Annotated in this window: 20 protein-coding genes; 7 read left to right on the plus strand and 13 right to left on the minus strand. The window is 73.8% G+C overall.

Annotation, left to right across the window (positions count from 1 at the left end):
• Window positions 1-137: 137 nt before the first annotated feature.
• Entirely contained in the window at window positions 138-2,717 is a 2,580-nt protein-coding gene (pepN, locus tag ABD385_RS04975; protein WP_344573713.1) for an aminopeptidase N, read from the minus strand.
• A gap of 79 nt (window positions 2,718-2,796) precedes the next feature.
• Window positions 2,797-3,672, minus strand: coding sequence for a helix-turn-helix domain-containing protein (locus tag ABD385_RS04980; protein WP_344573943.1), 876 nt, complete (start codon window positions 3,670-3,672; stop codon window positions 2,797-2,799).
• Between the two features lie 189 nt (window positions 3,673-3,861).
• On the opposite strand from ABD385_RS04980, the gene ABD385_RS04985 reads away from it, so the two are divergent.
• Window positions 3,862-5,631 (plus strand): beta-galactosidase, encoded by a 1,770-nt coding sequence (locus ABD385_RS04985; RefSeq protein ID WP_344573715.1) that lies wholly within the window; start codon window positions 3,862-3,864, stop codon window positions 5,629-5,631.
• A gap of 43 nt (window positions 5,632-5,674) precedes the next feature.
• On the opposite strand, the gene ABD385_RS04990 is transcribed toward ABD385_RS04985, so the two are convergent.
• From ABD385_RS04990 to ABD385_RS05005, 4 genes are all read right to left on the minus strand, one after another.
• Window positions 5,675-8,743, minus strand: a complete 3,069-nt coding sequence (locus ABD385_RS04990) for an endo-alpha-N-acetylgalactosaminidase family protein (RefSeq protein WP_344573717.1) — start codon at window positions 8,741-8,743, stop codon at window positions 5,675-5,677.
• A gap of 117 nt (window positions 8,744-8,860) precedes the next feature.
• Window positions 8,861-10,009, minus strand: a complete 1,149-nt coding sequence (locus ABD385_RS04995) for a sensor histidine kinase (protein WP_344573944.1) — start codon at window positions 10,007-10,009, stop codon at window positions 8,861-8,863.
• Between the two features lie 5 nt (window positions 10,010-10,014).
• Entirely contained in the window at window positions 10,015-10,689 is a 675-nt protein-coding gene (locus ABD385_RS05000) for a response regulator (protein ID WP_344573718.1), read from the minus strand.
• Between the two features lie 108 nt (window positions 10,690-10,797).
• Window positions 10,798-11,604 (minus strand): S1 family peptidase, encoded by an 807-nt coding sequence (locus ABD385_RS05005; protein WP_344573719.1) that lies wholly within the window; start codon window positions 11,602-11,604, stop codon window positions 10,798-10,800.
• 267 nt (window positions 11,605-11,871) lie between these two features.
• Between ABD385_RS05005 and ABD385_RS05010 the strand changes: the two genes are divergently transcribed.
• Window positions 11,872-12,783, plus strand: coding sequence for a hypothetical protein (locus tag ABD385_RS05010; protein ID WP_344573720.1), 912 nt, complete (start codon window positions 11,872-11,874; stop codon window positions 12,781-12,783).
• Between the two features lie 51 nt (window positions 12,784-12,834).
• On the opposite strand, the gene ABD385_RS05015 is transcribed toward ABD385_RS05010, so the two are convergent.
• On the minus strand, window positions 12,835-13,530 hold the full coding sequence (locus ABD385_RS05015) for an alpha/beta fold hydrolase (protein WP_344573721.1): 696 nt from the start codon (window positions 13,528-13,530) through the stop codon (window positions 12,835-12,837).
• A gap of 180 nt (window positions 13,531-13,710) precedes the next feature.
• Here ABD385_RS05015 and ABD385_RS05020 point away from each other — a divergent pair, with 180 nt between their 5' ends.
• On the plus strand, window positions 13,711-14,754 hold the full coding sequence (locus ABD385_RS05020) for a LacI family DNA-binding transcriptional regulator (RefSeq protein WP_344573722.1): 1,044 nt from the start codon (window positions 13,711-13,713) through the stop codon (window positions 14,752-14,754).
• A gap of 54 nt (window positions 14,755-14,808) precedes the next feature.
• Here ABD385_RS05020 and ABD385_RS05025 read toward each other — a convergent pair whose 3' ends face one another.
• Window positions 14,809-15,543, minus strand: a complete 735-nt coding sequence (locus tag ABD385_RS05025; RefSeq protein ID WP_344573723.1) for an MBL fold metallo-hydrolase — start codon at window positions 15,541-15,543, stop codon at window positions 14,809-14,811.
• Window positions 15,544-15,710: 167 nt separating this feature from the next.
• Here ABD385_RS05025 and ABD385_RS05030 point away from each other — a divergent pair, with 167 nt between their 5' ends.
• Together ABD385_RS05030 and ABD385_RS05035 are read left to right on the plus strand one after the other, a co-directional pair.
• The gene (locus ABD385_RS05030; RefSeq protein ID WP_344573725.1) at window positions 15,711-16,208 is read left to right on the plus strand and encodes a hypothetical protein; all 498 of its coding nucleotides are present in this window, start codon (window positions 15,711-15,713) and stop codon (window positions 16,206-16,208) included.
• 85 nt (window positions 16,209-16,293) lie between these two features.
• Entirely contained in the window at window positions 16,294-16,770 is a 477-nt protein-coding gene (locus ABD385_RS05035; protein WP_344573726.1) for a PPOX class F420-dependent oxidoreductase, read from the plus strand.
• Between the two features lie 16 nt (window positions 16,771-16,786).
• Here ABD385_RS05035 and ABD385_RS05040 read toward each other — a convergent pair whose 3' ends face one another.
• Window positions 16,787-17,509 carry an SDR family NAD(P)-dependent oxidoreductase gene (locus ABD385_RS05040; protein WP_344573727.1) on the minus strand — a complete coding sequence of 241 codons (723 nt, stop codon included), beginning with the start codon at window positions 17,507-17,509 and terminating at the stop codon, window positions 16,787-16,789.
• 104 nt (window positions 17,510-17,613) lie between these two features.
• Here ABD385_RS05040 and ABD385_RS05045 point away from each other — a divergent pair, with 104 nt between their 5' ends.
• Window positions 17,614-18,195, plus strand: a complete 582-nt coding sequence (locus ABD385_RS05045) for a MarR family winged helix-turn-helix transcriptional regulator (protein WP_344573728.1) — start codon at window positions 17,614-17,616, stop codon at window positions 18,193-18,195.
• Here ABD385_RS05045 and ABD385_RS05050 read toward each other — a convergent pair.
• A complete protein-coding gene (locus tag ABD385_RS05050; RefSeq protein ID WP_344573729.1) occupies window positions 18,173-18,961 on the minus strand; it encodes a winged helix-turn-helix domain-containing protein in 789 nt (262 codons plus the stop codon). The two genes, ABD385_RS05045 and ABD385_RS05050, sit on opposite strands and share 23 nt — an antisense overlap.
• 67 nt (window positions 18,962-19,028) lie before the next feature.
• Between ABD385_RS05050 and ABD385_RS05055 the strand changes: the two genes are divergently transcribed.
• Window positions 19,029-19,595: a hypothetical protein gene (locus tag ABD385_RS05055; RefSeq protein WP_344573730.1), complete on the plus strand. Its 567-nt coding sequence runs from the start codon at window positions 19,029-19,031 to the stop codon at window positions 19,593-19,595.
• A gap of 160 nt (window positions 19,596-19,755) precedes the next feature.
• Here ABD385_RS05055 and ABD385_RS05060 read toward each other — a convergent pair whose 3' ends face one another.
• The 3 genes from ABD385_RS05060 to ABD385_RS05070 all read right to left on the minus strand — a co-directional run bounded on the left by ABD385_RS05060 (window position 19,756) and on the right by ABD385_RS05070 (window position 26,850).
• Window positions 19,756-21,216: a glutamate synthase subunit beta gene (locus ABD385_RS05060; protein WP_344573731.1), complete on the minus strand. Its 1,461-nt coding sequence runs from the start codon at window positions 21,214-21,216 to the stop codon at window positions 19,756-19,758.
• On the minus strand, window positions 21,209-25,819 hold the full coding sequence (gene gltB / locus ABD385_RS05065; protein WP_344573732.1) for a glutamate synthase large subunit: 4,611 nt from the start codon (window positions 25,817-25,819) through the stop codon (window positions 21,209-21,211). The genes ABD385_RS05060 and gltB overlap by 8 nt, the downstream gene beginning before the upstream one ends.
• Before the next feature lie 299 nt (window positions 25,820-26,118).
• On the minus strand, window positions 26,119-26,850 hold the full coding sequence (locus ABD385_RS05070) for a VIT1/CCC1 transporter family protein (RefSeq protein WP_344573945.1): 732 nt from the start codon (window positions 26,848-26,850) through the stop codon (window positions 26,119-26,121).
• Between the last annotated feature and the right edge of the window lie 34 nt (window positions 26,851-26,884).

Here is a 26,884-nt window from a genome sequence, read left to right on the forward strand (position 1 = left end):
GCCGGGCCGGTGCCCGTGCATGCGGCGCGGGTGCCGCCGGCGGTCCGCTTCCGCCGGGCGACACCCGCGCCCTCGGTGTCCGCCGCGCCGTGGCTGCCGGCGGCGGCGTCTCCCGTCTGTGGTGGGGCTCCGGCCGGCTACCGCACGGCGGCCGCTCGTACGCGCAACGCCCGCCGCAGGTCGGCCAGTTGGTCGTCGAGGGTGCGCCGCAGGGCCGGTGTCGGGTCGCCCTCGGCCAGGCACTGCTCGCCGCGGCGGAGGGTCTCTTCCTCGACGAGGACGGCGGGGAACGCCCACCGGCCGGCGGCCTTGGCGAGGGCAGGTCCGCGGCGGACGGCGAGGGCGGGGACCTCGGCGAAGTAGCGGGCGACGTAGGGGCGGAGCAGGTCCTGCTGTTCGGCCGCCCAGAAGCCGGTGGCGGTGGCGGTGAAGAGGTAGTTGGAGAGTTCGGTGCCGGTGTCGGTGTCGGTGCCGGTGCCGAACAGGGCCTGCCACGCGGCCCGTTTGGCTTCCGGGTCGGGGAGGGCGGCGCGGCAGCGGGCGGCGCCCTCCTGGCCGGTGGCGCTCTGGTCGCGGGCGAGTTCGGCGTCGATGAGGGCGTGGAGTTCGGGCAGGGGTGCGGCGCCGAGCGTGGCGAGTCGGGCGAGGATCCGCCAGCGCAGTTCGTGGTCGAGGGTGGGGCCGCCGGGGACGCTGCCGTCGGCGAGCCACTCCTGGATGCCCTCGGGGGTGGTGGCGCTGTCGATGAAGGCGCGGACGGCGGTCAGTCGCAGGCCGGCTTCGGGGCCGTGGCCGGGGCCTTCGGTGCGGCGCAGGATGTCGCGGCTGAGGGCGTTGAGGGTGGTGAGTGCGGTGTGGCGGGTGGTGGCGGCCGGTTGTCCCGGGGACGACGGGGAGGAGGGGAGGTAGCGGTCGGCGAGCTGGGTGCGGGCGAAGGCCAGCACGCCCTGGACGACGGCGAGTTCGCTCTCGTGCGGGAGGTGGGTGCGGGCCGCGTCCAGGTAGGCGGCGGGCGCCAGTTCGCCGTCGCGGACCAGGTCGCGGGCGGCGTTCCAGACGACCGCGCGGGTCAGCGGGTCCGGCAGTGAGGACAGCGCGCGGGCGGCGGTCTCCCAGGAGGCGGCGTCGAAGCGGACCTTGGCGTAGGTGAGGTCGCCGTCGTTGAGGACGACGAGGGCGGGGGCGGCCTGGGGGAAGGTGTGCCGGGCGGGGTCGCCGTCCGCCGGGACGTCCACGTCGAAGCGGTCGCGCAGCGCGAGCCGGTCGGGGTGGCCCGGGTCGGGGTCGTAGGCGCCGACGGCGATGCGGTGCGGGCGGCTGCCGGTGTGGGCGACGTCCAGGTGCCAGGTGCCGGCGTCCTCGGCGACGGTCGGGGTGAGGGTGTCGACGCCGGTGGTGCGCAGCCAGCGGGCGGCCCAGGCGTGGACGTCGCGGTCGGTGGCGCGGGCCAGGGAGTCGAGGAAGTCGGCGAGGGTGGCGTTGCCGAAGCGGTGCCGGGCGAAGTGGTCGTTGATGCCGGCGAGGAAGTCCTTCTCCCCCATCCAGGCGACGAGTTGGCGCAGCGCGGAGGCGCCCTTGGCGTAGGAGATGCCGTCGAAGTTGAGGAGGGCGGAGGCGGTGTCCGGGACGTCCTCGGGGGCGGGGGCGACGGGGTGGGTGGAGGGGCGCTGGTCGGCGTCGTAGCCCCAGCCCTTGCGGGCGATCGCGAAGTCGGTCCAGGTGTCGCGGAAGCGGGTGGCTTCGGAGAGGACCTGGTATCCCATGTACTCGGCGAAGGACTCGTTCAGCCAGATGTCGTCCCACCACTGGAGGGTGACGAGGTCGCCGAACCACATGTGGGCCATCTCGTGGGCGATGACCATGCCGCGGGTCTGCCGCTCGGTGTCGGTGACGGCGGAGCGGAAGACGAATTCGTCGCGGAAGGTGACCAGGCCCGGGTTCTCCATCGCGCCGGCGTTGAACTCGGGGACGAACGCCTGGTCGTAGGAGTCGAAGGGGTACGGCTCCTCGAAGATCTCGTGGTAGCGGTCGTAGCAGCGGCGGGTGAGGTCGAGGAGTTCCTCGACGTCGGCGTCGAGGTGCGGGGCGAGCGAGCGGCGGCAGTGGAGGCCGAAGGGCAGGCCGGCGTGCTCGGTGCGGACGGAGTGCCAGGGGCCGGCGGCGACGGCGACGAGGTAGGTGCTGATGCGGGGGGTGGCGGCGGCCCGCCAGGTGCCGTCGGGGAGTTGCTCGGTGCGGCCGTTGGCGAGGACGGTCCAGGTGGGCGGGGCGGTGACGGTCAGCTCGAAGGCGGCCTTGAGGTCGGGCTGGTCGAAGGCGCCGAAGACCCGTTGGATGTCGTCCATGAAGAGCTGGGTGTAGACGTAGTTCTCGCCGTCGGCGGGGTCGGTGAAGCGGTGCATGCCCTCGCCGGTGCGGGAGTAGCGCATGGTGGCGTCGAGGCGGAGTTCGTGGGGGCCGGCGGCCAGGCCGGTGAGCGGCAGGCGGTTGTCGTCCAGCGCGGCCGGGTCCAGCGGGTGGCCGTCGAGGGTGGCGCCGTGGAGCGCGGCGGGGCGGATCTCGACGAAGGTGTCGCCCGGTTCGCGGGCGGTGAAGTGGATGGCGGTGCGGGAGGTGAACTCCTCGTCGCCGTGGGTGAGGTCGAGGGCGACCTCGTACCGGTGGACGTCGAGCAGGTGGGCACGGGCCTCGGCTTCGGGGCGCTGCAGTACGGGCATGCCTGGCAGCTTGCCACGTCGGGGGTGCGCGGGTCCGGGGAGTTTCGCCGGTCCGTGGGGCGTGGGGCGGGCGGTGGCGCTACTGCACCCTCGGGGGGTCCGCGGGGTCCGGTACCTGCGTCGACCAGCCGCCGGGCACGCAGTGGACCTGGCGGTCGCGGAAGCGGGCCGGGGCGAGGCCGACGCGGCGGGTGAAGAGGCGGCTGAAGTAGGCGGGGTCGTCGTAGCCGACGCGGCGGGCGACGGCGGCGATGGGCAGTTCGGTGGCGATCAGGAGTTCCTTGGCGCGGCCCAGGCGGATGCCGAGGAGGTAGTCCTTGGGGCTGCAGCCCGCGCCGCGGCGGACCGCGGTGCGCAGTGCGGCGGGGGTCATGCCGTGCCGGGCGGCGTGCTCGACGACCGAGAGCGGGAGGAAGGCGTCGCGGGCGAGGGCGGCGAGCACCGGTTCGCCGTCGGCGTCGGTGTCGGCGCGGGCGCGGCGCAGGGCGACGAGGAGTTCGTGGACGGCGGCGGCGGTCTCGACCTCCAGCAGCGGGTTGCCGCGGCGGGCGGCGCGGGCGATGCGGCCGATCGCGGTGCGGGCCGGGCCGGCGTCGGCGAGCGGGACGACGGGCTGCTGCGGTTCGATGTAGCCGAGTTCGGTGTAGGTGTCGGCGGCGGGTCCGGTGAAGTCGACGAAGCTCTCGTCCCAGCCGGTGGCGGGGTCGGCGCCGTAGTGGTGGGGGACGCCGGGCAGGAGCCAGAGCAGGGCGGGGGCGGTGACGGTGCGGCGGCGGCCGTCGGGGGCGGTGCACCAGCCGCGGCCGGCGCTGATGACGACGGCCACGTGGTGGTCGAGGGTGCGGGGGCCGACCGGTGGCAGGGTGCCGTGTTGCAGGCCGACGCCCAGGCAGACCAGGCCGAGTCGGTGGTGGACCGGGCTGGGCGTGAAGTAGCGCATCCAGGTGTGGTACATGCCGCCCGGCCTCCCGTCCTCGTGCGCCGCCGCCGTGTCGGCCCCGCCCACCGGAGCGCCGGACGTCGCACCGTCCAAGCACCACCGATCTTTGTCCATGGACCGGCGGGCCGCCAGAGGGCGAGGGTGTGGGCGGCCGGGGAGCGGCCGGGGGGACGACCAGTCGGGAGGCGTCGGGTGCGGTTTGCCGTGGGGGAACGAGACTTCGAGGCGGACGGGCGGCCGGTGCGGCTGCTGTCGGGGGCGTTGCACTACTTCCGGGTGCACGAGGCGCAGTGGGGGCACCGGTTGGCGATGCTGCGGGCGATGGGGCTGAACTGCGTGGAGACGTACGTGCCGTGGAACTGGCACGAGCCGCGCCCGGGTGAGCTGCGGGACGTCGCGGCGTTGGGGCGGTTCCTCGACGCGGTGCAGGCGGCGGGGTTGTGGGCGATCGTGCGGCCGGGGCCGTACATCTGCGCCGAATGGGAGAACGGCGGACTGCCGTCGTGGCTGACGGGGGCGTTGGGGCGGCGGGTGCGGACCAGGGACGCGGCGTTCCTGCGGGCCGTGGACGGGTGGTGGCGGGCGCTGTTGCCGCAGGTGGTGGCGCGGCAGTGCGACCGCGGCGGGCCGGTGGTGCTGGTGCAGGTGGAGAACGAGTACGGGTCGTACGGGTCGGACGCCGCGTACCTGGGTCATCTCGCGCGGCGGCTCGGGGAGTTGGGGGTGACGGTCCCGCTGTGCACCTCGGACGGGGCGGAGGACCACATGCTGACCGGTGGGAGCATGCCGGGGGTGTTGGCGACGGTGAACTTCGGGTCGGGGGCGCGGGCGGCGTTCGCGGCGTTGCGCCGGCACCGGGGGCGGGGGCCGTTGATGTGCATGGAGTTCTGGTGCGGGTGGTTCGCGCACTGGGGGCGGGCGGCGGAGGGGCGGGGCGCGGCGGACGCGGCCGCGGCCCTGCGGGAGGTGCTGGAGTGCGGCGCGTCGGTGAACGTGTACATGGCGCACGGGGGGACGAACTTCGGCGGGTGGGCGGGGGCCAACCGGGCGGGTGAGCTCCAGGACGGGGCGTTGCTGCCGACGGTGACGTCCTACGACTACGGGGCGCCGGTGGACGAGCGGGGGCGGCCGACGGAGAAGTTCTGGCGCATGCGGGAGGTGTTGGCGCCGTACGCGCAGGGGCCGGTGCCGGAGCCGCCGGAGCCGGAGCCGGTGTTGGCGGGACCGGTGGGGGTGGTGTTGTCGGGGTGGCTGCCGCCGGACGCGGTGGTGGAGGCGCTGGGGGAACCGGAGGTGTGCGCGGGGCAGCCGCCGACCTTCGAGGAGTTGGGGGTGGACCGGGGCCTGGTCCGCTACCGGCTGGCGGTGCCGGGACCGCGGCGCCCGTACGCCCTGCGGGTCGTGGGGCTGCGGGACCGGGCGGTGACGGTGCTGGACGGGGCGCGGGGGCCGGTGCTGGAGGAGGGGGACGCCCAGGGGGCGGTGCTGGGCGAGGTGCCGGGCCCGGCGGCGGTGGAGCTGTGGGTGGAGTCGCTGGGGCGGGTCAACTACGGGCCGCGGTTGGGCGAGGCGAAGGGCATCACGGGTGGGGTGCTGCACGAGCGGCAGTACCTGCACGGGGTGCGGGCGCGGGGGCTGCGGCTGGACGCGGTGGACGGCGCGGCGGGGGCCGCGGCGGTGGCGGGGTTGGCGTTCGGTGCCCCGGCGGCGGGGGCGCGCGGACTGCACCGGGGCACGGTGACGGTGCCGGCGGGCGGCGTGGGTGACGCGGTGCTGGAGTTGCCGGGGTGGACGCGGGGCTACGCGTGGGTGGGGGGCTTTCCGGTGGGACGGTACTGGTCGGTGGGGCCGCAGCGCGGGCTGTTCGTGCCGGGCCCGGTGCTGCGGGAGGGGGAGAACGAGGTGTTGGTGTGGGAACTGGAGGGCCCGGACGGCGCGGACGCCTCGGCGGGGCCGCCGCGACTGGTGCCGTGAGGCGGGCGGGCCGGGGCGTGCGCCGCCCCGGCCCGCCGGCACCTCACACCTCGGTGACCTGGAAGGCGTCGAGGACGCATTCGGCGGTGCCGTCGGTGCCGGTCTTGCGCAGCCCGACCCAGGCTTCGCCGCGTTCGGGTGCGGTGAACTCGTAGCTGAGGGTGGTGGGTTGGACGGCCACGGGCAGCGGTTGGCGGGCGAGTTCGCGGGCCGCCGGCTCGTCGACGGCGGTGATCCAGGCGTACTGGCCGGCCTGCTCGTTCTCGTAGCGCAGGGTGACGCGGTAGCGGCGGCCGGGGACGAAGCGGGCGGTGTGCGGGACGGTGCGGTAGACGAGACCGGTGTTCTCGCCGCGCGACTTGAGGGACTGGCCGCCGTCGACGACGTCGTCGATCGCCTTGCCGTTCCAGCCGCGCTGGGTGTACCGCGCGTGGCGTTGGGCGAGGTGGGTGCGGGGGTCGGTGGAGCCGCCGGCGTCGCCCTTGACGAAGGGGCCCCAGCCCTGCGGGACGTGCTCGAAGTCCTCGAAGACCAGGGTGCCCGGGCGGGCGGTGCGGGGCGCGGGCACGACGCGGACGTTGTCGAAGCGCACCCGGGCCGCGCCGGCGGCGGCGCCGAGGGTGAGGGTGACCGGGCCGCCGCCGTCGGGGACGGTGAAGCGGGTGGTCATGCGCTGGAAGCGGGTGCCGGTCTTGCGGTCGGCGGCGACGTGGTTGCCGGCGGTGGAGGTCTCGGTCCAGTTGGTGGCGGTGACGCCGTCCGCGGTGCGGACCGTGAGGGCGGCGCGCCGCCGCTCCCCCGCCGTGGCGCCGACCTCGACCTGGACCGAGGCGGCGTAGTCGCCGGGGGCGAGCCGGGCCAGCCGCTGGGCGACGGTGGCGGCGGCGCCGGCGGCGATGACGAGTTCGTGGTCGCCGCGGTCGTTGGGCCGGACGGCGGCCGGCCCGGTGGTCTCCCAGGCGGTCAGGTCACCGGCGTGGAATCCGGGGTCGACCAGGGGCGTGCCCTCCCCCCAGTGGGGAGCGGGCTGGGCGGGCGCCTCGGTGCGGTAGACGACGTAGGCGGTGCCGGGGCGGGCGGTGAGGGTGATCCGGCCGGCGGTGACGGGGATCCGCGTCGCGTCGGCGCGGCCCTGGTCGGTGAGCCGGTAGGCGTGCACCGCGGACGCGCCGGACCAGCCGCGCGGCAGCTGCCAACTGCTCTGCCCGCCCTGGGGGTTGTAGTGGTAGAGCTTGTCGGGGTCGGTGGCGCGGCGGGGTTCCCAGGGCAGGAGGTAGCGGCCGCCGTCGTAGACCGGACGGCCGTCGGTGGTGATCCTGCGGACCCCGTCGGCGTCGGTGACCACGGTGCGGGTCGGGCCTTCGAAGGTGATCTCGTGGTCGGTCCAGGTGCGGATGGGGTACGCCTGGAGGTACTTGGCGGGCAGGGCGTCGTTCCAGACGACGGCCTGGAAGGCGTGCCAGTCGTTCTTGCCGGTCCAGCCCTCGAAGTTGCCCATCCGGGGGGCGCCGAGGAGGGTGGGCCACTTGTCGGCGAAGACGTCCTTTTGGTGGTTGCGCAGGAAGCGGACGAGCCGGGAGTTGATGCCGCGGGAGGTGTCGGGGCCGTAGTCGGTCTCGTTGGCCCAGTGGGACCACAGGGCGGAGCGTTCCAGGCCGTGGCCCCATTCGGTGGCGACCTGCCAGCCCTGGTCGCGCAGGTGGCGTTGGAGCCGGTCGGAGTTCCAGCCGGATTCGCGGAAGACGTCGAGGTAGACGGTGTTCAGGGCGGCGTCGGTCTCGCGGCGGAGCTGGGCGAAGCGGGCCGCGATGGTGCCCGCGGTCAGGTCGCGGCGGGCGTCGATGCGGTAGGACTGGTCGAGCCAGTCCCACTGCTTGTCGTCCTTGTCGACCAGGGTCTCGGAGAAGGCGTGCGCGACGGGGTAGGACTCGGTGGCGTTGACGTGGACGGCGAAGTCGCTGGACCACTTCCTCCCGGCCCGCAGCAGGGTGTTGAGGTCCGCCAGGCCGCCGGCGCGCTCGTTGTAGTTGCCGCCGTAGTCGGGGTGGGCGGAGTCGTGGCCTTCGGACTGGTAGCCCTTCAGCAGCGTGAACTGGCGCAGGCCGTCGGTGGCCAGCGCGATCCGCTTGACGTCGTCGAGGGTGGCGAGGAACGGGTTGGTGGCCTGGCTGGCGAAGTTGAAGGGGATGTGCGGGACGACGCGCAGGTGCTGGGTGTCGGCGCCGAGCGGCTCGACCATGACGTCGCGCAGCGCGAGGGCGGCGTCCTGCCAATCGGTGCGGCCGTCGCCGTTGCGGTCGCGGGTGAGGACGACGGTGGCGTACGGCAGGGGCTCGGTGGCGTCGGTGGGTTGGCCGGCGGCGCGGTGGGTCCACTGGCCGGGGGTGAGTTGGGCCTCGACGCGGCCGTCGCGGTGCCGGGTCCGGCGCCAGAGGCGGCCGTTCTCCCACGTGGTGGCGCCGGTGGGGGTGTCGTAGACGGTGTTGGTCTCGATGGCTGCGGCGAGCTGGTCGGTGGCGACGACGGCGTAGGCGCAGCCGGTGGGGGCGGCGTCGGCGGGGGTGTCCGCGGTGACCTCGATCAGGGTGTCGCCGCTGGTGGCCTTGTCGAGTTGGAGGCGGGCGGCGAGGAGGTGGGCGCCGGGTTGGTCGCTGCGGACGGTGAGCAGCGCGAGGTCGGGGATCTGGAGGGTGCCGATGCGCAGGGCGGGGGTGTCGTGGACGGCGGTGACGCGCCAGGTGACCTGCCAGCCCTCGACGGCGATCTCGACGTCGAGGGTGGTGCCGCCGTCGAGGGCGAGGGTGTAGGCGGCGCGGTCGGTGCGGGCCCGGTGGGTGACGCGGGGGGTGTGCGCGGTGCCGTCGACGAGGAGCTGGGTGACGGGGGTTTCCTGGCCGTGCAGGACGGCACCGGTGGCGCGGTCGGTGTAGCTGAGGACGCGGGGGAAGGCCGGGTCGACGCGGACGTCCAGCGCGGTGGAGCGCAGGACCGTTTCTCCGGCGCGGGGCGCGGCGGCCGCGGTGCGGGTGCCGAGCGGGAGGGCGGTGGCGACGCCGGCGAGTGCGGTGGCGGCGACGAGTTGTCTGCGGCTGGGCCCTGGCTGTGCGCTCACGCGCGTCCTCCTCGGTGGCGGTGCGGCCTGTCGGCGGACAGCGTGCGCGGCGGGCGGGGCGCGGGCCCATGGACTTAGGGGCCGGAGGTGTTGGACAGATGTGGCCGGGGCGCGGGGTCAGTCGCCGGCCGGGTCGCTCGCGGGCAGGACCGCGGTGACCTCCCAGCCGCCTTCGGGTGCCGGGCCGGCGGTGAGCGTGCCGCCCAGCACCTCGGCGCGCTCGGTGAGGCCGGCCAGCCCGAAGCCGCCGCCGCGGGCCGCCTCGGCCAGGCGGGCCGGTGTGCCGCCGTCGTTGGCGATGCGCAGTTCGGTGCCGCGGGGGACGGTGTGCACGGTGATGCGGACCGCGGTGGCGTCGGCGGCGTGCTTGCGGACGTTGGTGAGCGCCTCGCGGACGATGCGGTGGACGGCGGCGGCCACTTCGGGGCGCAGGGTGCGGTCCAGGCCGGGTTCGAGGTCCAGGGTGACCGGCGGCCCGGTGCGGGTGAACGCCTCGGCCAGCGCGCGGACCTCGGCGAGGCCGGCGACCGGGGCGGTGCGGGCCTCGCCCTCGCGCAGCACCCGCACCAGCCGGCGCATGGCGCCGAGCGCCTCGCCGCCGGAGGTCTCGATCCGGGCGAAGGCGGCGCCGGCCCGCGGGCCGTCGAGGGCGGTGAAGCGGGCCGCCCGGGCCTGCACGACGATGCCGGTGACGTGGTGGGCGACGAGGTCGTGGAGTTCCCTGGCCAGTTCGAGGCGTTCGGCGTCCCGCACCGCTGCCAGGTCGCGCAGCCGCCCGGCGTCCTGCCAGCGCAGGATCAGCGAGTAGGCGGTGACGACGACGGTCAGCACGCCGTAGACGACGGTGAAGACGCCCATCCGGATGTCCCGCATGGGCGCCAGGACGCAGGACAGGCCGAGCAGCGGGCCGAGGACGGCGGCGGTGCGTCCGGGGGCCCGCCGCACCACGGCGGTGAGCAGGACCAGCAGGGCGATGCCCTCGCCCAGGCCCCAGACCCGCAGGGCGTGCTGGCCGGCGATCAGCACGGCGGAGGCGGTGAGCGAGACCGCGACGGCGATCCGGGCCCGCAGGGTCAGCGGGATCCGCTGGTACGGCACGGCGCACAGGCAGACCACGACGGCGGCGGCGACGACGATGGCGTGCGGCCGGGTGGGCTGCTGGGTGAGCACGACCGACTCGACGCCGACGAGGAAGAGCAGGACCGCGGCGAGGCCGGTCTTGGCGGCGGCGGCCTTGCCGGGGTGGGCGCGGGCCCACCCGGTCAGCGGGCTCATCCGCCGCCGGCCAGCCCGGTCTCCCAGGCCCAGGCGGCGATCTCGACGCGGTTGCGGACGGCGAGTTTGGCCTGCACGTTGGCCAGGTGCGTCTTGACCGTGGAGAGCGAGACGAAGAGTTCGTCGGCGATCTCGGCGTTGGTGCGGCCGGTGGCCAGGGCGCGGACGACCTGTTCCTCGCGTTCGGTGAGCGGTTCGCCGGGCGTGCGGGCGGTGGCGCGGCCCGCGGTGGGGGCCATGGTGCGCAGCAGCCGCAGGGTGATGGCGGGTGAGACCAGGGCGTCGCCGGCGGCCGCGGCGCGGACCCCCTCGACGAGCAGCGCGGGGCTGGCGTCCTTCAGGAGGAAGCCGCAGGCGCCGCCTTGTAGTGCGGCGTGCACGTACTCGTCCAGGTCGAAGGTGGTGACGATGACGATCCTGGGGCGGTCGTGGAACTCGGGGTGGTCGGCGGCGCGCTCGGCGAGCCGGCGGGTGACCTCCAGGCCGTCCAGCTCCGGCATCCGGATGTCGAGCAGCAGCACGTCGGGCTGGAGCCGCTCGACGGCCTCCAGGGCGGCGGCGCCGTCGGTGACGTCGTCCAGGACCTCGATGTCGGGCTGGCTCTCCAGGATCATCCGGAAGCCCGTCCGGACCATCTCCTGGTCGTCGGCGATGACCACGCTGATCGGCATGGCTCCATCGCACCCGGGGCGCCCGGGGCCCGCAAGCCACGGCGGCGGATGGCGGAACGGGCCGGGGCCCGGGGGGTGGCCGGGCCCCGGCCGTCTGGGGTCGGCCGGTCAGCCGAGTTCGGCGGCGGCCTTCTTGATGTCCGCCGCGAAGGTGCTCACCTCGCTGTAGACGCCGGGCTTGCCGGGCCGGGCGCAGCCCTCGCCCCAGGAGACGATGCCGACCTGGATCCACGCGCCGGCGTCGTCCTTGCGGAACATCGGGCCGCCGGAGTCGCCCTGGCAGGTGTCGACGCCGCCGGTGTCGAGCTTGCCGGCGCATATCTCGTCGCCGGGCGTCAGGGAGTCGCCGTACGCCTTCTGGCAGGTGGCGTCGTCGATGAACGGGACGGACGCCTTGAGGAGGTAGCGCTGCTGGTCGCCGCCCTCCTTGTCGGCGCCCCAGCCGGCGATGGTGAAGTCGCCCTTGTTGTAGGCGTCGTTCTCGGCGATCTTCAAGGTGGGCTGGTCGATGGGCTTGGCGAGCTTGATCAGGGCCCAGTCCTTGCCCTTGCCGTTGTAGCCGGGGGCCTGGAGGACCTGGGTGGAGTTGACCGTGACGGCCGCCGAGTCCTCCAGGTCGACCACGCCGCCGGTGGCGGTGATGGAGGTGTCGGGTCCGCTGCCGTCGACGCAGTGCGCGGCGGTGAGCACGATGTCCTTGGTGTAGAGGGCGCCGCCGCAGCCCATCGACAGCCGGACCATGAAGGGGAACTCGCCCTGGTCGGCGCGGGTGCCGCCGACGACGTGGGAGTGCACGGAGCCGCCGGGGTCGGGGGCCGGGGCGGCCTGCGCCGCGGCGGGCTGGAGGCTGAACGCGGCGACGGCGATCGCGCCGGCGGCGGTGGCTCTCTTCAGGTGCTTCAGGGAGCTGCGCACGGGCTTTCCTTTCGTGGGGGGTCGAAAGCGTCATGACAGGCTCATGCCAAACCCGGCGCCGGGTACGGCCACCGCAAAATCCGCGCGGGCGGCGGCAGCACACCGCAAAGCCTCCGGGCGTCTGGGCAATGAACCCGTAAAGCGCCCTGTGATTATGTGGAGTTCGGGAACAGAGTGACAAGGGTCAACATCCGGCCAACTCCCTTACCCCATACGCCCCGTACACCCTGGTACCGCCCTGGACCGCCCCGGTCGTACAGTGTCCGGATGACCACCGGCGGCGGCGCGATCGCACACGGCTTCCCCCACCTCGACACGGTCCGCGCGGCCCTCACGGCGCTCTTCCGGCGCCTGTCCCACGACACCGTGCGCACCTTCCCCACCAGCGTGCCGCCGGTGGACGTCGCCTTCGACGACGACGAGGACCTCCACCTGGGCGCGCAGCGGGTGGCCCGCGCCATGGTCCGCCAACTGCACCTGCCGGACGCCCGGATCGTGCTCACCTTCCGCGAGATGGAGCACGCCGCGACCGTGGAACCGGCCGCCGGACCGGAGTACTTCATCGAGCTCAACGACCGCTTCCGACGGCACCGCAAGGACATCGGCGCCGCCCTCGCCCACGAGGTGACCCACGTCTGGCTGCACCGACTGGACCTGTCCTTCCCCGGCACCCGCGACAACGAGATCCTCACCGACACCGCCGCCACCTACCTCGGCGCCGGCTGGCTCCTGCTGGACGCGTACCGCGAACACGGCCCGTTCTCGCAGAAGCTCGGCTACCTGACGCCCGAGGAGTTCGGCTACGTGCTGGCCAAGCGCGCCGCCTTCTTCGACGAGGACCCGTCGCCGTGGTTCACCAGCCCGCAGGCGTACGACGCGTACACCGCCGGGCGGGCGCGGGCCGAACAGGACGCCCGCCGACCGCCGCTCGCCGGCGCCGGCTGGGCCGCCCGGCTCCGCTACGCCAAGGACCGCCGCGCCGCCGGGGCCGCGCACCGCACCGCGCCCGACGCCGGCCCCGGCGGCGGCTACGCCTTCGCGTCCGCCCCCGGCACCGACACGCCCCTGCGGGTGTCCTTCCCCTGCCCGGTCTGCTGCCAGCGGATCCGCGTCCCGGTCCGCGGACGCCTCCAGGCCCGCTGCGGCCTGTGCAAGACCCTGCTGGACTGCGACACCTGACGGGGCATCACCCCACGGGCCGCCGGGGACGGCCCCGCCGGCCCGACCGGGTCAGATCCACCCCTCCAGCCCGGCCAGGAAGCCGTCGAAGTCGTCGCGGTGGATGGTGTGCCCGGCGCCCTGCACCGTGCGCACCTCGAAGCCGCGCCGGGCCAGCTCCTTGCCCGCCTCCCGCGTGAAGAGGAACCCCTCCCCCGCGATCTGCACCAACGACGGCACCAACGGCCGCTCCGGCGTCCGGTCCTGGAGGTGGCCACCGGAGAGCGCCAGCGCCGTTGCGGTGTCCCAGTCCGCGATGGTGGCCAGCTCGACCGCGACGTCGGTGTCGTCCCAGCGCGGGTTGAAGGCGCGCACCCGGGACGCGTCGGCGTTCTTGAACGTCACGAACACCGCCGGGTCGACGGCCTGGCCCACGCCGGCCAACGACCACGCCGGGTCGCAGTAGACCGCACGCCGCGGCCGCAGCCGCTCGACCGCCAGGGACAGCGCGAGCCCACCCAGCGAGTGCCCGAGGACGACGTCGGCACCGACCGGCAGGGTGTCCACCAGGTCGTCGGCGAAGAGCTCGGCGCCGTAGTCGCCGCGCGGACTGCGGCCGTGGCCGCGCAGGTCGACGCCGATGACGCGGTAACCGCGGTCGGCGAGGGCCGGCCCGACCCGGTGCCAGGTGCGGTGGTCGGACATGATCCCGTGGATCAGCACCGCGGTCCGGTCGCCGTCGCCCCACTCGTGGGTGTGCAGCTGCATCCGTGCCTCTCTCCCGCTCGTCTCCCGCCCGCTTCCGGGCGCCGGTGCGCCGCGCGCGAGGCCCGCAGGGGCCGTCCGGCACGGCCGCACGAGCGAAGTTACACGTGTAAGTCGTCGGGTAGGCGTAAGCGGCGCCGCACCCCGGCACCCGGCACCCCCTGTGCGAGGATGCCCACCAGCATGACCGATCCCACCGGCCACGAGGCCGTGCCAACCCCCCCGACCAGCGCGGCCGTTGCCCGCCGCGCCGGGGTCTCGCGCGCGACCGTCTCGTACGTGTTCAACGGCCAGGCCGCCGGGCGCGTCGGGGCCGGCGCCCAGGCCCGGGTGCGGGCCGCCGCCGAGGAGTTGGGGTACGTCCCGCACGCGGCCGCGCGCAGCCTGCGGGCCGGGCGGGGCCGGATCGTACTGCTGGCCGCACCGGCGGACACCGCGCCCGTCTTCGGCCCGCTGTTCGCCGACTTCCTGGCCGGATTCCAGAGCGCACTGCACCGCCTCGGCTACACCGGCGTGCTGCACGGCGCCCCCGCCGACGCCCCGCTGGACGCCGCCCGCGCCTGGGCCGAACTCCGCCCCGCCGCCGTACTGACCCTGCACGACCCGCCGTTGGACGCGTCCGCCGTGGACCTGCTCAAGCGGGCCGGCACCGCGGCGGTGCTCACCCCGGGCCCGCAGGCACCACCGGGCGCCCACGCCCTCCTGCTGGACCAGTCCGAGGCCGGCCGCCGGGCCGGGGCGCACCTGCTGGCCGCGGGCCGCCGCCGGATCGGCGTGGTGCTGCCGGCCGAACCGGGCCTGGCCGCGTCGGCCGATCCGCGGCTGGCCGGTGTGCGGGCGGCGGCCGCCGGCCACCCCGACGCCGCGGTGCACCCCCTGGACCTGGCGCTCACCGAGGAGTCCGCCGCCCGGCTCGTCGCCCGGTGGCCGGCGCTCGGCCTGGACGCGGTCTTCGCCTACAACGACGCGTACGCGATGCTCCTGATGCGCGCCCTCCAGGACGCCGGCCACGCGATCGGGACCGGTCCGGGGCGGATCGCGGTGGTCGGCGCGGACGACCTGCTGCTGGCCCGGCTGCTGCGCCCCCGACTGACCAGCGTCCGCACCGAGGCCATCGCCCCGGACCGGCTCGCCCACCTGGTCGACACCCTCGTCCGGGCCCCGTCGACGCCGCCGGCCACCCACCGACTGGGGACCTTCCGCGTCGTGCCCCGCGCATCCGGCTGACGTCACGTCACCTCACCCTTTGCGCAAGGCACTTGGGGGCATGCGTCCCGCCCCTCACCACCAATCCGCCTCCGGTGTCGCCGCCGCCAGCGCCGCGTGACCGTCGGCGCGGATCGGCACGCCGTGCGGCACGCAGACGGTGTCGACCTCTTCGAGGGCGGCCAGCCGGCGGAAGGAGGCGACGGCCCGGGCGCGGTCGACGTTGAAGGGCCCGAGCAGGACCCGGGTGCCGTCGGGATCGGTGGCGATGGTGTCGCCGGGGAGGAGCACCCGGCTCCCGGGGAGGTGCAGGGCGATGCTGCCGGGGGTGTGGCCGGGGACATGCAGCACCCGGGCGGGCTCCGGCCAGCCGTCGAGGACGTCCCCGTCGCGGAGCGCGACGTCGACCCCGGTGCGGCGCAGCGGCGGGACCCCTTCGGCGGCCATGCCGGCCAGCACCTGCTCGTGCAGGACCCGTTCGACGGGGGTGAGGTCGGGCTGCGGCTCGGGCCGGGTGCCGTCGACGTACGGGACCTCCGGCGCACCGGCCAGGACCCGGGCCCCGGTCGCGGCCACGAGGTCGGCGGCGGAGCCCATGTGGTCCACGTGGCAGTGGGTGAGCACTATTTGGCGCAACGCCCCGGGGCGGCCGCCGAGCCGGGTCACCGCGTCGAGGATCGCGGGGGCCGAGCCGGGCAGTCCGGTGTCGACCGCGGCGTAGCCGTCGTCGGGCAGCGCGACGAGGTACACGTGGCCCACGGGGAAGAGCAGTTGCCAGACGTGCGGGGCGAGCTGCTGAAGGGTGTCCATGGGCGGAACGCTAAGTGTCGGCGGGTCCCGGACGCGGTGGTTTGCGCCGTGGGCGGATTGAGCGGACGGCGCAAGCGGACGACGGCGGTCCGGACCGGTCGGCCATCCGGCGGAACCCGTCGTGCTCCTGACACGTCCCATCCGCGACCGATCCGAGGAGGCACGTCATGCAGCACCCCGTCCACCCCGCCCGCCCACGCACCCGGGTGACCGCCCTGGTCGTCGCCCTCGCATCGGCCGGCGCCGTCGCGCTCACCGGCTGCGGCAAGGACACCCAGACCGTGGGCACCGCACCGCCGCCGCGCGCCAAGGACGCCTTCGCGACGCGGGCCGCGCAGATAGTGCGGGACTGGCCGAAGGTCGCCCCGGTGACCGGCCGGCAGGAGGCGTTGCTCCCACTGGCCGGCGCCGACCACCCCACGAGCCCAAACGCCGAGGAGCTCACGGTGACCGTCGGCCACAGCGCCTGCGACGCCGGCTACGGCGCCCGCGTCCTGGAGTCCAGGGAGTTGGTCGTGGTGTCCGGATGGGGCAAGAAGAAGAACCCCGAGGGAATGTGCACCGAGCAGTTGGCCACCGACAAGACGAAGGTGCGGCTGGACGGCCCGCTGGCCGGCCGCAAGGTGGTGGACGCGGCCACCGGCAAGCAACTGCTGAAGGGCTGAACTGGCCGCCGGGCCGCGGCGACCCGGGCGGCGGGAGCCGTGTGGGTTCACCCCGGAGCGCACCGGACGCCCTAGGCTCGCGGGCATGAGCCCTTCCATCGCCACCACCACCCGAGTCGACCTGTCCGAGCTGCTGGAGTTCGTCCGCCCGCGGCACCGCGCGATCCTGCTCACCCGTCGCGCCGACGGCACCCCGCAGGGTTCGCCGCTGACCTGCGGGGTGGACGACTCCGGTCGGCTGGTGATGTCGACGTACCCGGAGCGGGCCAAGGTCCGCAACGTCCGCCGGGTCGCGTCGGTCAGCGTGCTCGTGCTGTCCGACGAGTGGACCGGCCCGTGGGTGCAGGTCGACGGCGAGGCCGAGGTGGTCGACTCCCCGGACTCCCTGGAGCCGCTGGTCGAGTACTACCGCAACATCGCCGGCGAGCACCCGGACTGGGACGAGTACCGGGCGGCGATGCGCAAGCAGGGCAAGTCCCTGATCCGGGTCACGCCCCGGCGCTGGGGCCCGATCGCGACCGGCGGCTTCCCGGCCCGCCTGGTGGCCGGCGACGCCGGCTGAGCGGCGGGGCGCGGCGTCAACGGGTGGTGTGGGCACCCCCGTTGACGTTCAGCACCTGGCCGGTGACGTGCCGGGCCGCCGGCGACGCCAGGAACGCCACCGCGCCGGTGACGTCGTCCACGGAGCCGGGGCGGCCGGTGACGGTGTCCGCGACCAGCCGCTCCCGGCGCGCGTCGGCGAGCTTGTCCCGGAAGAACTCGGTGCCGGCGATGTAGCCGGGCGCGACCACGTTGGCGGTGATCCCGCGCGGGCCGAGCAGCCGGGCGAGTTCGACGTTCCAGGAGGCCAGTGCGGCCTTTGCCGCCCCGTAGGAGCCGGAGCCCTGGTCGGCGGCGATGGACCCGAGGTGGACGACCGCTCCGCCGTCCGCCAGCCGGTCCTGGAGGGCCCGGGTGGTCAGCGCGGCGCTCAACAGGTTGGCGTCGAGGTTGGCGCGGAAGTCCCGGGCGTAGGAGGCCAGGTCGGTGCCGCCGTCGGCGTCGAAGTCGGTCTGCCCGCCGGCGTTGTTGACCAGGACGTCGAGGCGTTCGGGCAGGTCAGCGGCGAGCCGGAGCAGCGCCGCGGGGTCGGTGTGGTCGCAGACCAGGGCGCTCACCCCGGCGACGGCGTCCACGACCGCCCGGAGCGGGCCGGGGCGCCGGCCGGTGATGACGACGTGGTCGCCGTGGCCCGCGAAGTGCGCGGCGAGGGCGCGGCCGATGCCGGTGCCGCCGCCGGTGATCAGGATGGTGCGTGCCATATGCTGGGCTCCGTCCGTAGTTTTTAGGTCTAAATGGACAGCTCGCGACCGCCCTGCGTTGAGGGCTAAATTTAGACCTGAACATAACACTTCCAGGAGGTCCGGTGGCAAGCGAAGCCGCGACGCAGGACGGCGCCGACCACCCCGAGGCCCGCGCCGCCAGCTATCCCGTGGAGGAGATCGCCGCCGCCTGGCGCCGCGAGCGCCCGGGCACGCCGGTCTCCTCCATCGGGATCGTCACGCCCATCTGGCGCCTGGCGAAGCTCCTGGGCGACGACCGGCGCCGGGTGCTGAGCGGCGCCGGGACGGACCCGGCCACCCTGGACCTGATGAGCGTGCTGCGCCGCAGCGGCCCGCCGTACACCCTGACCACCCGGGAACTGGGCCGACGCTCCATGATCACCGCCGGCGCGGTCTCCCAACGGGTGGCCCGGGCCGAACGCGACGGCCTTGTCACCCGCCGCCCCGGCGAGGGCCGCCCGCGCACCGTCCTGGTCGAACTGACCCCGGCCGGCCACCACCTCGTCGAGTCCACCGTCGACCGCGTACTGGGCCGCGAGGCCGAACTGATCGAGGCGCTCGCCCCCGCACAGCAGGAGCAGTTGGCCGGGCTGCTGCGCGTCCTCCTCCAGGACGTCCAGCACCGCCTCGGCGACGACCGGATCACCCAGGTCGGCGAGGACTGACCTCCGTCCGGTCCCGCGCCGGCGGCGCCGGCGTGGGCGTGAGCACCTCGTCGGGCAACCCCAGCCGGGCCCCGAAGGCGAGCCGGCCGGCCTCGGTGACCGCGAGGATCCGGCTGGCCGGGGCCCTGATGACCCAACGGTGCTCCAGCGCGTGCCGGTAGAGGGCGGCCCCGACCGCACCGGAGAGGTGCTGGCGCCGCGAGGTCCAGTCGAGGCAGGTGCGCACGTGCGCCCGGTGGGCCGGCGAGTGGCCGCCGCCCTCGATGCCCAGCGCGGTCAGCCACGCGGTGCCCGCGTCGGTCAGCTCCAGTCCGTGTTCCCGCACCAGCAGGCCGCGTTCGGTCATCGCCTCGGCGATGGCCACCCCGAGGGCCCCGGCGATGTGGTCGTAGCAGGTGCGCGCGTGGTGCAGGGCCCGGCGGTGGTTGGCCTCGGCCAGCGAACGGATCCGCACCCGGCGGTAGGGGGCGAGCCCGGCGAGGTTCTCCAGGGTCTCGGCGGTGTCCGGACCGGCCAGTCTGACGTGGCGCCGTCGCCCCCGTCGCTCCTCGGCCAACAGACCGCCGGCGACCAGGAGGTTGAGGTGCTCGGTCGCGGTGGACGGCGCCACCCCGGCGTACTCGGCCAGCTCGCCGGCGGTCCACGTGCCGCCGTCGAGCAGGGCGATGCACATGGCGGCGCGGGTCCGGTCCGCGAGCAGCGCCGCGAGGGCTGCCAAATCGGGGGTTTCCGCGGTGCTTTCGTGATCGGCTTCCCATCGAATCATGTGCAGAGCGTAATCACATATAACACTTCGGTGAGCGCCGAATCGTCCGGCTTCTATCCTCAAGACCATGAGATCCGCGCTGGAGAAGAGCAGTTCGGTCGTGCCGGCGCTGCTGTCCACGGAGAACGACGACGGGACGTTCGTACTGGTCACGCTGCAGATCCGGTGGGACCTCGGCCCCGTGGCGAGCGTCTGGTTGCCCGCCCGCGGACGCACCGCGCAAAACCTCGCGGTACGCCCCGACGTTGTCTTCAACCTGCCACCCCAAGGGACAGCGGCCCAGGAAGGGACGGGCGGCGGCCCCGACGGGGAGGCGCCGTGGACGGAGCCCTCCGAACTCGTCCGCCCGCCCCGACTGACCCACTGCCCGGTGCAGTTGGAGGCCCGGCGGGTCGGCGAGCGGACGGTGACCGACGGCGCCTGGACCCAGATCGAGGCGCAGGTGCTGCGGGTGCACGCGGACCCGCGCTGGGTGCTGCCGCTCGGCGACGGCACCGTCGACGTGTCGGCCTGGCGCGCGCCGGTGCACGACTTCCGGCCGCCGGCCACTCCCCCGCAGCCGGCCGTGCCGGCGCCCGCCCGGGAACTCGCCCGGCAGTTGGGGCGGCGCTTCCCCGCCCAACGGGACGGCTGAGCGCGAGCGGGCCGGCGGGCGGCCGCACGGCCCGGAAAGACAGCGCGGCGCCTGCCCTCCGGTCGGGGTGGAGGGGCAGGCGCCGCCGTACGGGGGCCGGGCTCTCACCCGGTCCCCGTGCCTCCGTACGACGCTGTACGGGACATGCGGGGACGGACGCTCACGCCGTCAGGGCGCGGTCCGTCGGCTTGATCGGGGCCGGCAGGGCGCTGGCTCCGGTGAGGTAGCGGTCCACGCCGCGGGCGGCGGAGCGGCCCTCGGCGATGGCCCACACGATCAGCGACTGGCCGCGGCCGGCGTCGCCGGCGACGAAGACGCCAGGGACGTTGGTGGCGAAGTCCGCGTCGCGGGCGACGTTGCCGCGCTCGTCCAGCTCCACCCCGAACTGCTCGACCAGGCCGTTCTTCTGGTCGGTGCCGGTGAAGCCCATCGCGAGGGTGACCAGCTGGGCCGGGATCCTCCGCTCGGTGCCGGGCTTCTGCTCCAGCTTGCCGTCCTTGAACTCCACCTCGATCAGGTGCAGCCACTGGACGTTGCCGTCCTCGTCGCCCTCGAAGTGGGTGGTGGAGACCGAGTAGATCCGCTCGCCGCCCTCCTCGTGCGCGGAGGTGACCTTGTAGAGCATCGGGAAGGTCGGCCAGGGCTGGTGCGCCGCCCGCTCCTCGCCCGGCCTGGGCATGATCTCCAGCTGGGTCACCGACAGGGCGCCCTGGCGGTGCGCGGTGCCGACGCAGTCCGCGCCGGTGTCGCCGCCGCCGATGACGACCACGTGCTTGCCCTCGGCGCTGATCGGGGCGACGGTCAGGTCGCCCTCCTGCACCTTGTTGGCCAGCGGCAGGTACTCCATCGCGGCGTGGATGCCGTTCAGCTCGCGGCCGGGCACCGGCAGGTCGCGGGAGGTGGTGGCGCCGGCCGCGATGACCACCGCGTCGTACCGCTTGCGCAGCTTGCGGGCGTCGAGGTCGCGGCCGATCTCCACCTCCGTGCGAAACTTGGTGCCCTCCGCGCGCATCTGCTCGATGCGGCGGTTGATGTGCCGCTTCTCCATCTTGAACTCGGGGATGCCGTAGCGGAGCAGGCCGCCGATGCGGTCCGCGCGCTCGTACACCGCCACCGTGTGGCCGGCGCGGGTCAGCTGCTGGGCGGCGGCCAGACCGGCCGGCCCCGAGCCGATGACGGCGACGGTCTTGCCGGAGAGCCGCTCGGGCGGCTGCGGGGTGACGTCACCGCGGTCCCACGCCTGGTCGATGATGGAGACCTCGACGTTCTTGATGGTGACCGGCTGCTGGTTGATGCCCAGCACGCAGGCCGCCTCGCAGGGGGCGGGGCACAGCCGACCGGTGAACTCCGGGAAGTTGTTGGTCGCGTGCAGCCGCTCGCTGGCCGCGGTCCAGTCCTCGCGGTAGGCGTAGTCGTTCCACTCGGGGATGAGGTTGCCCAGCGGACAGCCGTTGTGGCAGAAGGGGATGCCGCAGTCCATGCAGCGCGACGCCTGCTTGGTGATGATCGGCAGCAGCGAGCCGGGCTGGTAGACCTCGTTCCAGTCCTTGACGCGCTCCTCGACGGGGCGGGTCTCGGCGTGCTCGCGCTCGTGGGTCAGGAAGCCCTTGGGGTCAGCCATTGGTCGCCGCCTCCATCATCTTCTCGTGGGTCTCGGACTCGGAGAGCCCGGCCTGCTCGGCGGCTTCCTTGGCGGCGAGCACTGCCTGGTACGTCGACGGGATGACCTTGCTGAAGCGCGCGGCCGCGGCATCCCAATCGGCGAGGAGCTTCTCGGCCACGGTGGAGCCGGTCTCCTCCTGATGGCGGCGCACCACGTCGTGCAACCACTGCTTGTCGGCGTCGTCCAACGGTCCGACCGCGTCGACGAGTTCCTTGTTGACGTTGGCCTGGTCCAGGTCGATGACGTAGGCGGAGCCGCCGGACATGCCGGCCGCGAAGTTGCGGCCGGTCTCGCCCAGGACGACCGCGCTGCCCCCGGTCATGTACTCGCAGCCGTGGTCGCCGACGCCCTCGGAGACCACCGTGGCACCGGAGTTGCGGACGCAGAACCGCTCGCCGACCCGGCCGCGCAGGAACAGCTCGCCGCCGGTGGCGCCGTAGGCGAGGGTGTTGCCGGCGATGGTGGAGTACTCGGCGAGGTGGGAGGCCGCGCGGTCCGGGCGGACCACGATCCGGCCGCCGGACAGGCCCTTGCCGACGTAGTCGTTGGCGTCGCCCTCCAGGCGGAGGGTGATGCCGCGCGGCAGGAAGGCGCCGAACGACTGGCCGGCCGACCCGGTGAAGGTGAGGTCGATGGTGTCCTCGGGCAGGCCCGCACCGCCGAACTTCTTGGTGACCTCGTGGCCGAGCATGGTGCCGACGGTCCGGTTGATGTTGCGGATCGCGACCTGGGCGCGCACCGGCTGGGCGTCCTCGGCGGTGTCCGCGGCCAGCGCGTCGGCGGCCAGCTTGATCAGCTCGTTGTCCAGCGCCTTCGCCAGGCCGTGGTCCTGGACGGTGATCTGGTGGCGGACCGCGCCCTCGGCCAGGTCGGGGACGTGCAGCAGCGGGGCGAGGTCCAGGCCCTGGGCCTTCCAGTGGTCCACCGCCCGGGCCACGTCGAGGACCTCGGCGTGGCCGATGGCCTCGTCCAGGGTGCGGAAACCCAGCTCGGCGAGGAGTTCGCGGACCTCCTCGGCGATGAACTCGAAGAAGTTGACGACGAACTCGGCCTTGCCGCTGAACCGCTCGCGCAGCACCGGGTTCTGGGTGGCGATGCCGACCGGACAGGTGTCCAGGTGGCAGACGCGCATCATCACGCAGCCGGAGACCACCAGCGGGGCGGTGGCGAAGCCGAACTCCTCGGCGCCCAGCAGGGCCGCGATGACCACGTCGCGGCCGGTCTTGAGCTGGCCGTCGGTCTGCACCACGATGCGGTCGCGCAGGCCGTTGAGCAGCAGCGTCTGCTGGGTCTCGGCCAGGCCCAGCTCCCAGGGACCACCGGCGTGCTTCAGCGACGTCAGGGGCGAGGCGCCGGTGCCGCCGTCGTGGCCGGAGATCAGGACGACGTCCGCGTGCGCCTTGGAGACGCCCGCCGCGACCGTGCCGACGCCGACCTCGGAGACCAGCTTCACGTGGATGCGGGCGGCCGGGTTGGCGTTCTTGAGGTCGTGGATCAGCTGGGCCAGGTCCTCGATGGAGTAGATGTCGTGGTGCGGCGGCGGCGAGATCAGGCCGACGCCCGGGGTGGAGTGCCGGGTCTTCGCGACCCACGGGTAGACCTTGTGGCCGGGCAGCTGGCCGCCCTCGCCGGGCTTGGCGCCCTGGGCCATCTTGATCTGGATGTCGTCGGCGTTGACGAGGTACTCGGAGGTCACGCCGAACCGGCCGGACGCCACCTGCTTGATGCTGGAGCGGCGCGCCGGGTCGTAGAGGCGGTCCGGGTCCTCGCCGCCCTCGCCGGTGTTGGACTTGGCGCCGAGCTGGTTCATGGCGATGGCGAGGGTCTCGTGGGCCTCGCGGGAGATCGAGCCGTAGGACATCGCGCCGGTCGAGAACCGCTTGACGATCTCGGACGCCGGCTCGACCTCGTCCAGGGGAATGGCCTGGCGGTCGGACCCGAAGGAGAACAGGCCGCGCAGCGTCATCAGCCGCTCCGCCTGCCCATTCACCCGTTCGGTGTACTGCTTGAAGATGTCGTAGCGGCGCGCACGGGTGGCGTGCTGGAGCCGGAAGACGGTGTCCGGGTCGAAGAGGTGCGGCTCGCCCTCGCGGCGCCACTGGTACTCGCCGCCGATCTCCAGGGCGCGGTGGGTGGCGGCGATGCCGGAGGCCGGGTACGCCTTGGCGTGCCGGGCCGCGACCTCCTGGGCGATGACGTCCAGACCGGCGCCGCCGATCTTGGTGGTGGTGCCGTGGAAGTACTGCGCGACGAATTCCTCGTCCAGGCCGATCGCCTCGAAGACCTGCGCGCCGCGGTAGGAGGCGACGGTGGAGATGCCCATCTTCGACATCACCTTCAAAACGCCCTTGCCGAGCGCCTTGATGAGGTTCTTCAGGGCGGTGTCGGTCTCCACGCCGGGCAGGAAGGTGCCGGCCCGGACCAGGTCCTCGACGGACTCCATGGCCAGGTACGGGTTGACCGCGGCGGCGCCGAAGCCGATCAGCAGCGCGACGTGGTGCACCTCGCGGACGTCACCGGCCTCGACCAGCAGCCCGACCTGGGTGCGGGTCTTGGTGGCGATGAGGTGGTGGTGGACCGCGGCGGTGAGCAGCAGCGACGGGATCGGCGCGTGCTCGGCGTCCGAGTGGCGGTCGGAGAGGACGATCAGCCGGGCGCCGTCGGCGATGGCGGCGTCGGCCTCCGCGCGGATCTGCTCGATGCGGTCGGCCAGCGCCTCGCCGCCGCCGGAGACCCGGTAGAGGCCGGAGAGGGTCACGGCCTTCATGCCCGGCATGTCGCCGTCGGCGTTGATGTGGACGAGCTTGGCCAGCTCGTCGTTGTCGATGACCGGGAACGGCAGGGTCACGCTGCGGCAGGACCCCGCGGCGGGCGCGAGGAGGTTGCCCTGGGGGCCGAGGGAGGAGACCAGGGAGGTGACCAGCTCCTCCCGGATGGCGTCCAGCGGCGGGTTGGTGACCTGCGCGAACAGCTGGGTGAAGTAGTCGAAGAGCAGCCGGGGGCGCTCGGAGAGCGCGGCGATCGGCGAGTCGGTGCCCATCGAGCCGATCGGCTCGGCGCCGGCCTTGGCCATCGGGGCGAGGATGACCCGCAGCTCCTCCTCGGTGTAGCCGAAGGTCTGCTGGCGGCGGGTGACCGAGGCGTGGGTGTGCACGATGTGCTCGCGCTCGGGCAGGTCGACGAGGTCGATCAGGCCGGCGTCGAGCCACTCCTGGTAGGGCTGCTCGGCGGCGAGCTGCGCCTTGATCTCGTCGTCCTCGATGATGCGGTGCTCGGCGGTGTCCACGAGGAACATCCGGCCCGGCTGGAGGCGGCCCTTGCGGACGATCGTGGCGGGGTCGATGTCCAGGACGCCGACCTCGGAGGAGAGCACGACCAGGCCGTCGTCGGTGACCCAGTAGCGTCCCGGGCGCAGACCGTTGCGGTCCAGGACCGCGCCGACCTGGACGCCGTCGGTGAAGGTGACGCAGGCCGGGCCGTCCCAGGGCTCCATCATCGTGGAGTGGTACTGGTAGAAGGCCCGCCGGGCCGGGTCCATGGCGGTGGCGTTCTCCCACGCCTCGGGGACCATCATCAGCACCGCGTGCGGCAGCGAGCGCCCGCCGAGGTGGAGCAGCTCCAGGACCTCGTCGAAGGAGGCGGAGTCGGAGGCGTCCGGGGTGCAGACCGGGAAGAGCCGGTCGAGGTTCTCGGGGTCCCCGTTGCCGAAGAGCGCGCTGGCCAGCTGGGACTCGCGGGCGCGCATCCAGTTGCGGTTGCCCTTGACCGTGTTGATCTCGCCGTTGTGGGCGACGAAGCGGTACGGGTGGGCGAGCGGCCAGCTCGGGAAGGTGTTGGTGGAGAACCGCGAGTGGACCAGTGCGATGGCGGTGGCGAACCGGCGGTCGGACAGGTCCGGGAAGAAGGGCTCCAGCTGACCTGTGGTGAGCATGCCCTTGTAGACGAGGGTGCGGGCGGACAGCGAGGGGAAGTAGACCCCGGCCTCCCGCTCGGCGCGCTTGCGCAGCGCGAACGCCTTGCGGTCCAGCGCCAGGCCGGTGCTCTTCCGGTCCGCGACGAACAGCTGGGAGAAGGCCGGCATGGTGGCGCGGGCACCGTTGCCCAGCAGCTGCGGGGCGACCGGGACGACCCGCCAGCCGAGGACCTCCAGGCCCTCCTCACCGGCGATCGTCTCGATCCGCGAGACAGCATCGGCCGCATCGTGGGCATCGGAGGGCAGGAAGGCGATGCCGACCGCATAGGAGCCGGCCGCGGGGAGCGCGAAGGTGACGTTCTCGCGAAGGAACGCGTCCGGAACCTGGAGCAGGATGCCCGCACCGTCGCCCGAGTCGGGCTCGGAGCCGGTGGCACCGCGGTGCTCCAGGTTCGTCAGCACGGTCAGGGCCCGTTCGACCAGGGCGTGGCTGGCCTCGCCGGTGAGCGTGGCCACGAAGCCGACGCCGCAGGCGTCGTGCTCGTTGCGCGGGTCGTACATGCCCTGCTGGGCGGGGCGGCCGTCCATGGGCGACCAAGCGGCGGCGGCGCTGCTGGTGGTCGCGGAGTGCGTGGACGCGTAGCGCATCGGCTCTCCCAACGTCGTCGTGGCATTTGCATTGCCGAGGGACGACGTTGGCCCTCCGCGAAATTTCGTGCAGGTTACAGGATGGCTCGCTTCTCAAAAAGCGGAAGACGCCTTCCAACATGCGGACACCGCACTGGCGGTGAAACGGAATTTCTCAGGAATACGGACGGAAACGAGCCGCCCTCTGCGGCGGCGTTCGGCGAGCGACATTGCCCGCGACGCCAGGGCCTTATGCCCGGTCGTCAACAAACCGAAACCGCTGGGTAATGCGGCAATCATGCGGTCACCCGAATGGGACGTCAACCCACCACCGTCCCGAACAGCGCGCCGAGGGCGTACGTCACGCCCGCCGCGGCACCGCCCAGGGCCAACTGCCGCAGCCCGCTGAACAACCAGGAACGCGCCGTCACCCGCGCCACCACAGCACCGCAACCGAAGAGCCCGACCAGCGCCAGGAGCACCGCCGGCCAGAGCGCACTGGCGCCCAACAGATAAGGAAGAAGAGGCAGCAGGGCGCCCAGTGCAAACGATCCGAAGGAAGAAACGGCCGCAACTGCCGGAGAAGGAAGGTCCGACGGATCGATTCCCAATTCCTCGCGGGCGTGGATCTCCAGCGCCTGCTCGGGGTCGCGGGAAAGCTGCTCGGCAACCTTCGCGGCGAGTTCCGGCTCGACCCCGCGGGACACGTAGAGCGCCGCCAGCTCCTCCTGCTCGTCCTTGGGGTACGTGCGCAACTGGGTCCGCTCGGCGTCCAGCTCCGCGACCACCAGCTCACGCTGCGAAGCCACCGAGGTGTACTCCCCCGCCGCCATCGAGAACGCACCGGCCGCCAGCCCCGCCAGCCCGGTGATCACGATCGTCTGCTGCGACACCGCGCCGCCGGCCACGCCCGTCATCAGGGCGAGGTTGGACACCAGGCCGTCCATCGCACCGAACACGGCAGGTCGCAGCCAGCCACCGTTGACGTCGCGGTGGGTGTGGTTGTCGCGGTGCGCCACGTGGGTCGGCGCGGCGGCGTCCATGATCTCCATGACCGACATGTCTGGACCTGCTCCCTGCTCTGCG

The sequence above is a fragment of the Streptomyces lunalinharesii genome (genome assembly GCF_039532155.1).
Taxonomy (GTDB): domain Bacteria; phylum Actinomycetota; class Actinomycetes; order Streptomycetales; family Streptomycetaceae; genus Streptomyces; species Streptomyces lunalinharesii.

Coding starts and splice junctions, on each gene's coding strand:
- gltB (WP_344573732.1), bottom strand. CDS start 25,819: ATGCGCTACGCGTCCACGCACTCCGCGACCACCAGCAGCGCCGCCGCC.
- ABD385_RS05015 (WP_344573721.1), bottom strand. CDS start 13,530: ATGCAGCTGCACACCCACGAGTGGGGCGACGGCGACCGGACCGCGGTG.
- ABD385_RS05060 (WP_344573731.1), bottom strand. CDS start 21,216: ATGGCTGACCCCAAGGGCTTCCTGACCCACGAGCGCGAGCACGCCGAG.
- ABD385_RS05070 (WP_344573945.1), bottom strand. CDS start 26,850: ATGGAGATCATGGACGCCGCCGCGCCGACCCACGTGGCGCACCGCGAC.
- pepN (WP_344573713.1), bottom strand. CDS start 2,717: ATGCCCGTACTGCAGCGCCCCGAAGCCGAGGCCCGTGCCCACCTGCTC.
- ABD385_RS05020 (WP_344573722.1), top strand. CDS start 13,711: ATGACCGATCCCACCGGCCACGAGGCCGTGCCAACCCCCCCGACCAGC.
- ABD385_RS05010 (WP_344573720.1), top strand. CDS start 11,872: ATGACCACCGGCGGCGGCGCGATCGCACACGGCTTCCCCCACCTCGAC.
- ABD385_RS05000 (WP_344573718.1), bottom strand. CDS start 10,689: ATGCCGATCAGCGTGGTCATCGCCGACGACCAGGAGATGGTCCGGACG.
- ABD385_RS05055 (WP_344573730.1), top strand. CDS start 19,029: ATGAGATCCGCGCTGGAGAAGAGCAGTTCGGTCGTGCCGGCGCTGCTG.
- ABD385_RS05025 (WP_344573723.1), bottom strand. CDS start 15,543: ATGGACACCCTTCAGCAGCTCGCCCCGCACGTCTGGCAACTGCTCTTC.
- ABD385_RS05040 (WP_344573727.1), bottom strand. CDS start 17,509: ATGGCACGCACCATCCTGATCACCGGCGGCGGCACCGGCATCGGCCGC.
- ABD385_RS05035 (WP_344573726.1), top strand. CDS start 16,294: ATGAGCCCTTCCATCGCCACCACCACCCGAGTCGACCTGTCCGAGCTG.
- ABD385_RS04980 (WP_344573943.1), bottom strand. CDS start 3,672: ATGTACCACACCTGGATGCGCTACTTCACGCCCAGCCCGGTCCACCAC.
- ABD385_RS05050 (WP_344573729.1), bottom strand. CDS start 18,961: ATGATTCGATGGGAAGCCGATCACGAAAGCACCGCGGAAACCCCCGAT.
- ABD385_RS05030 (WP_344573725.1), top strand. CDS start 15,711: ATGCAGCACCCCGTCCACCCCGCCCGCCCACGCACCCGGGTGACCGCC.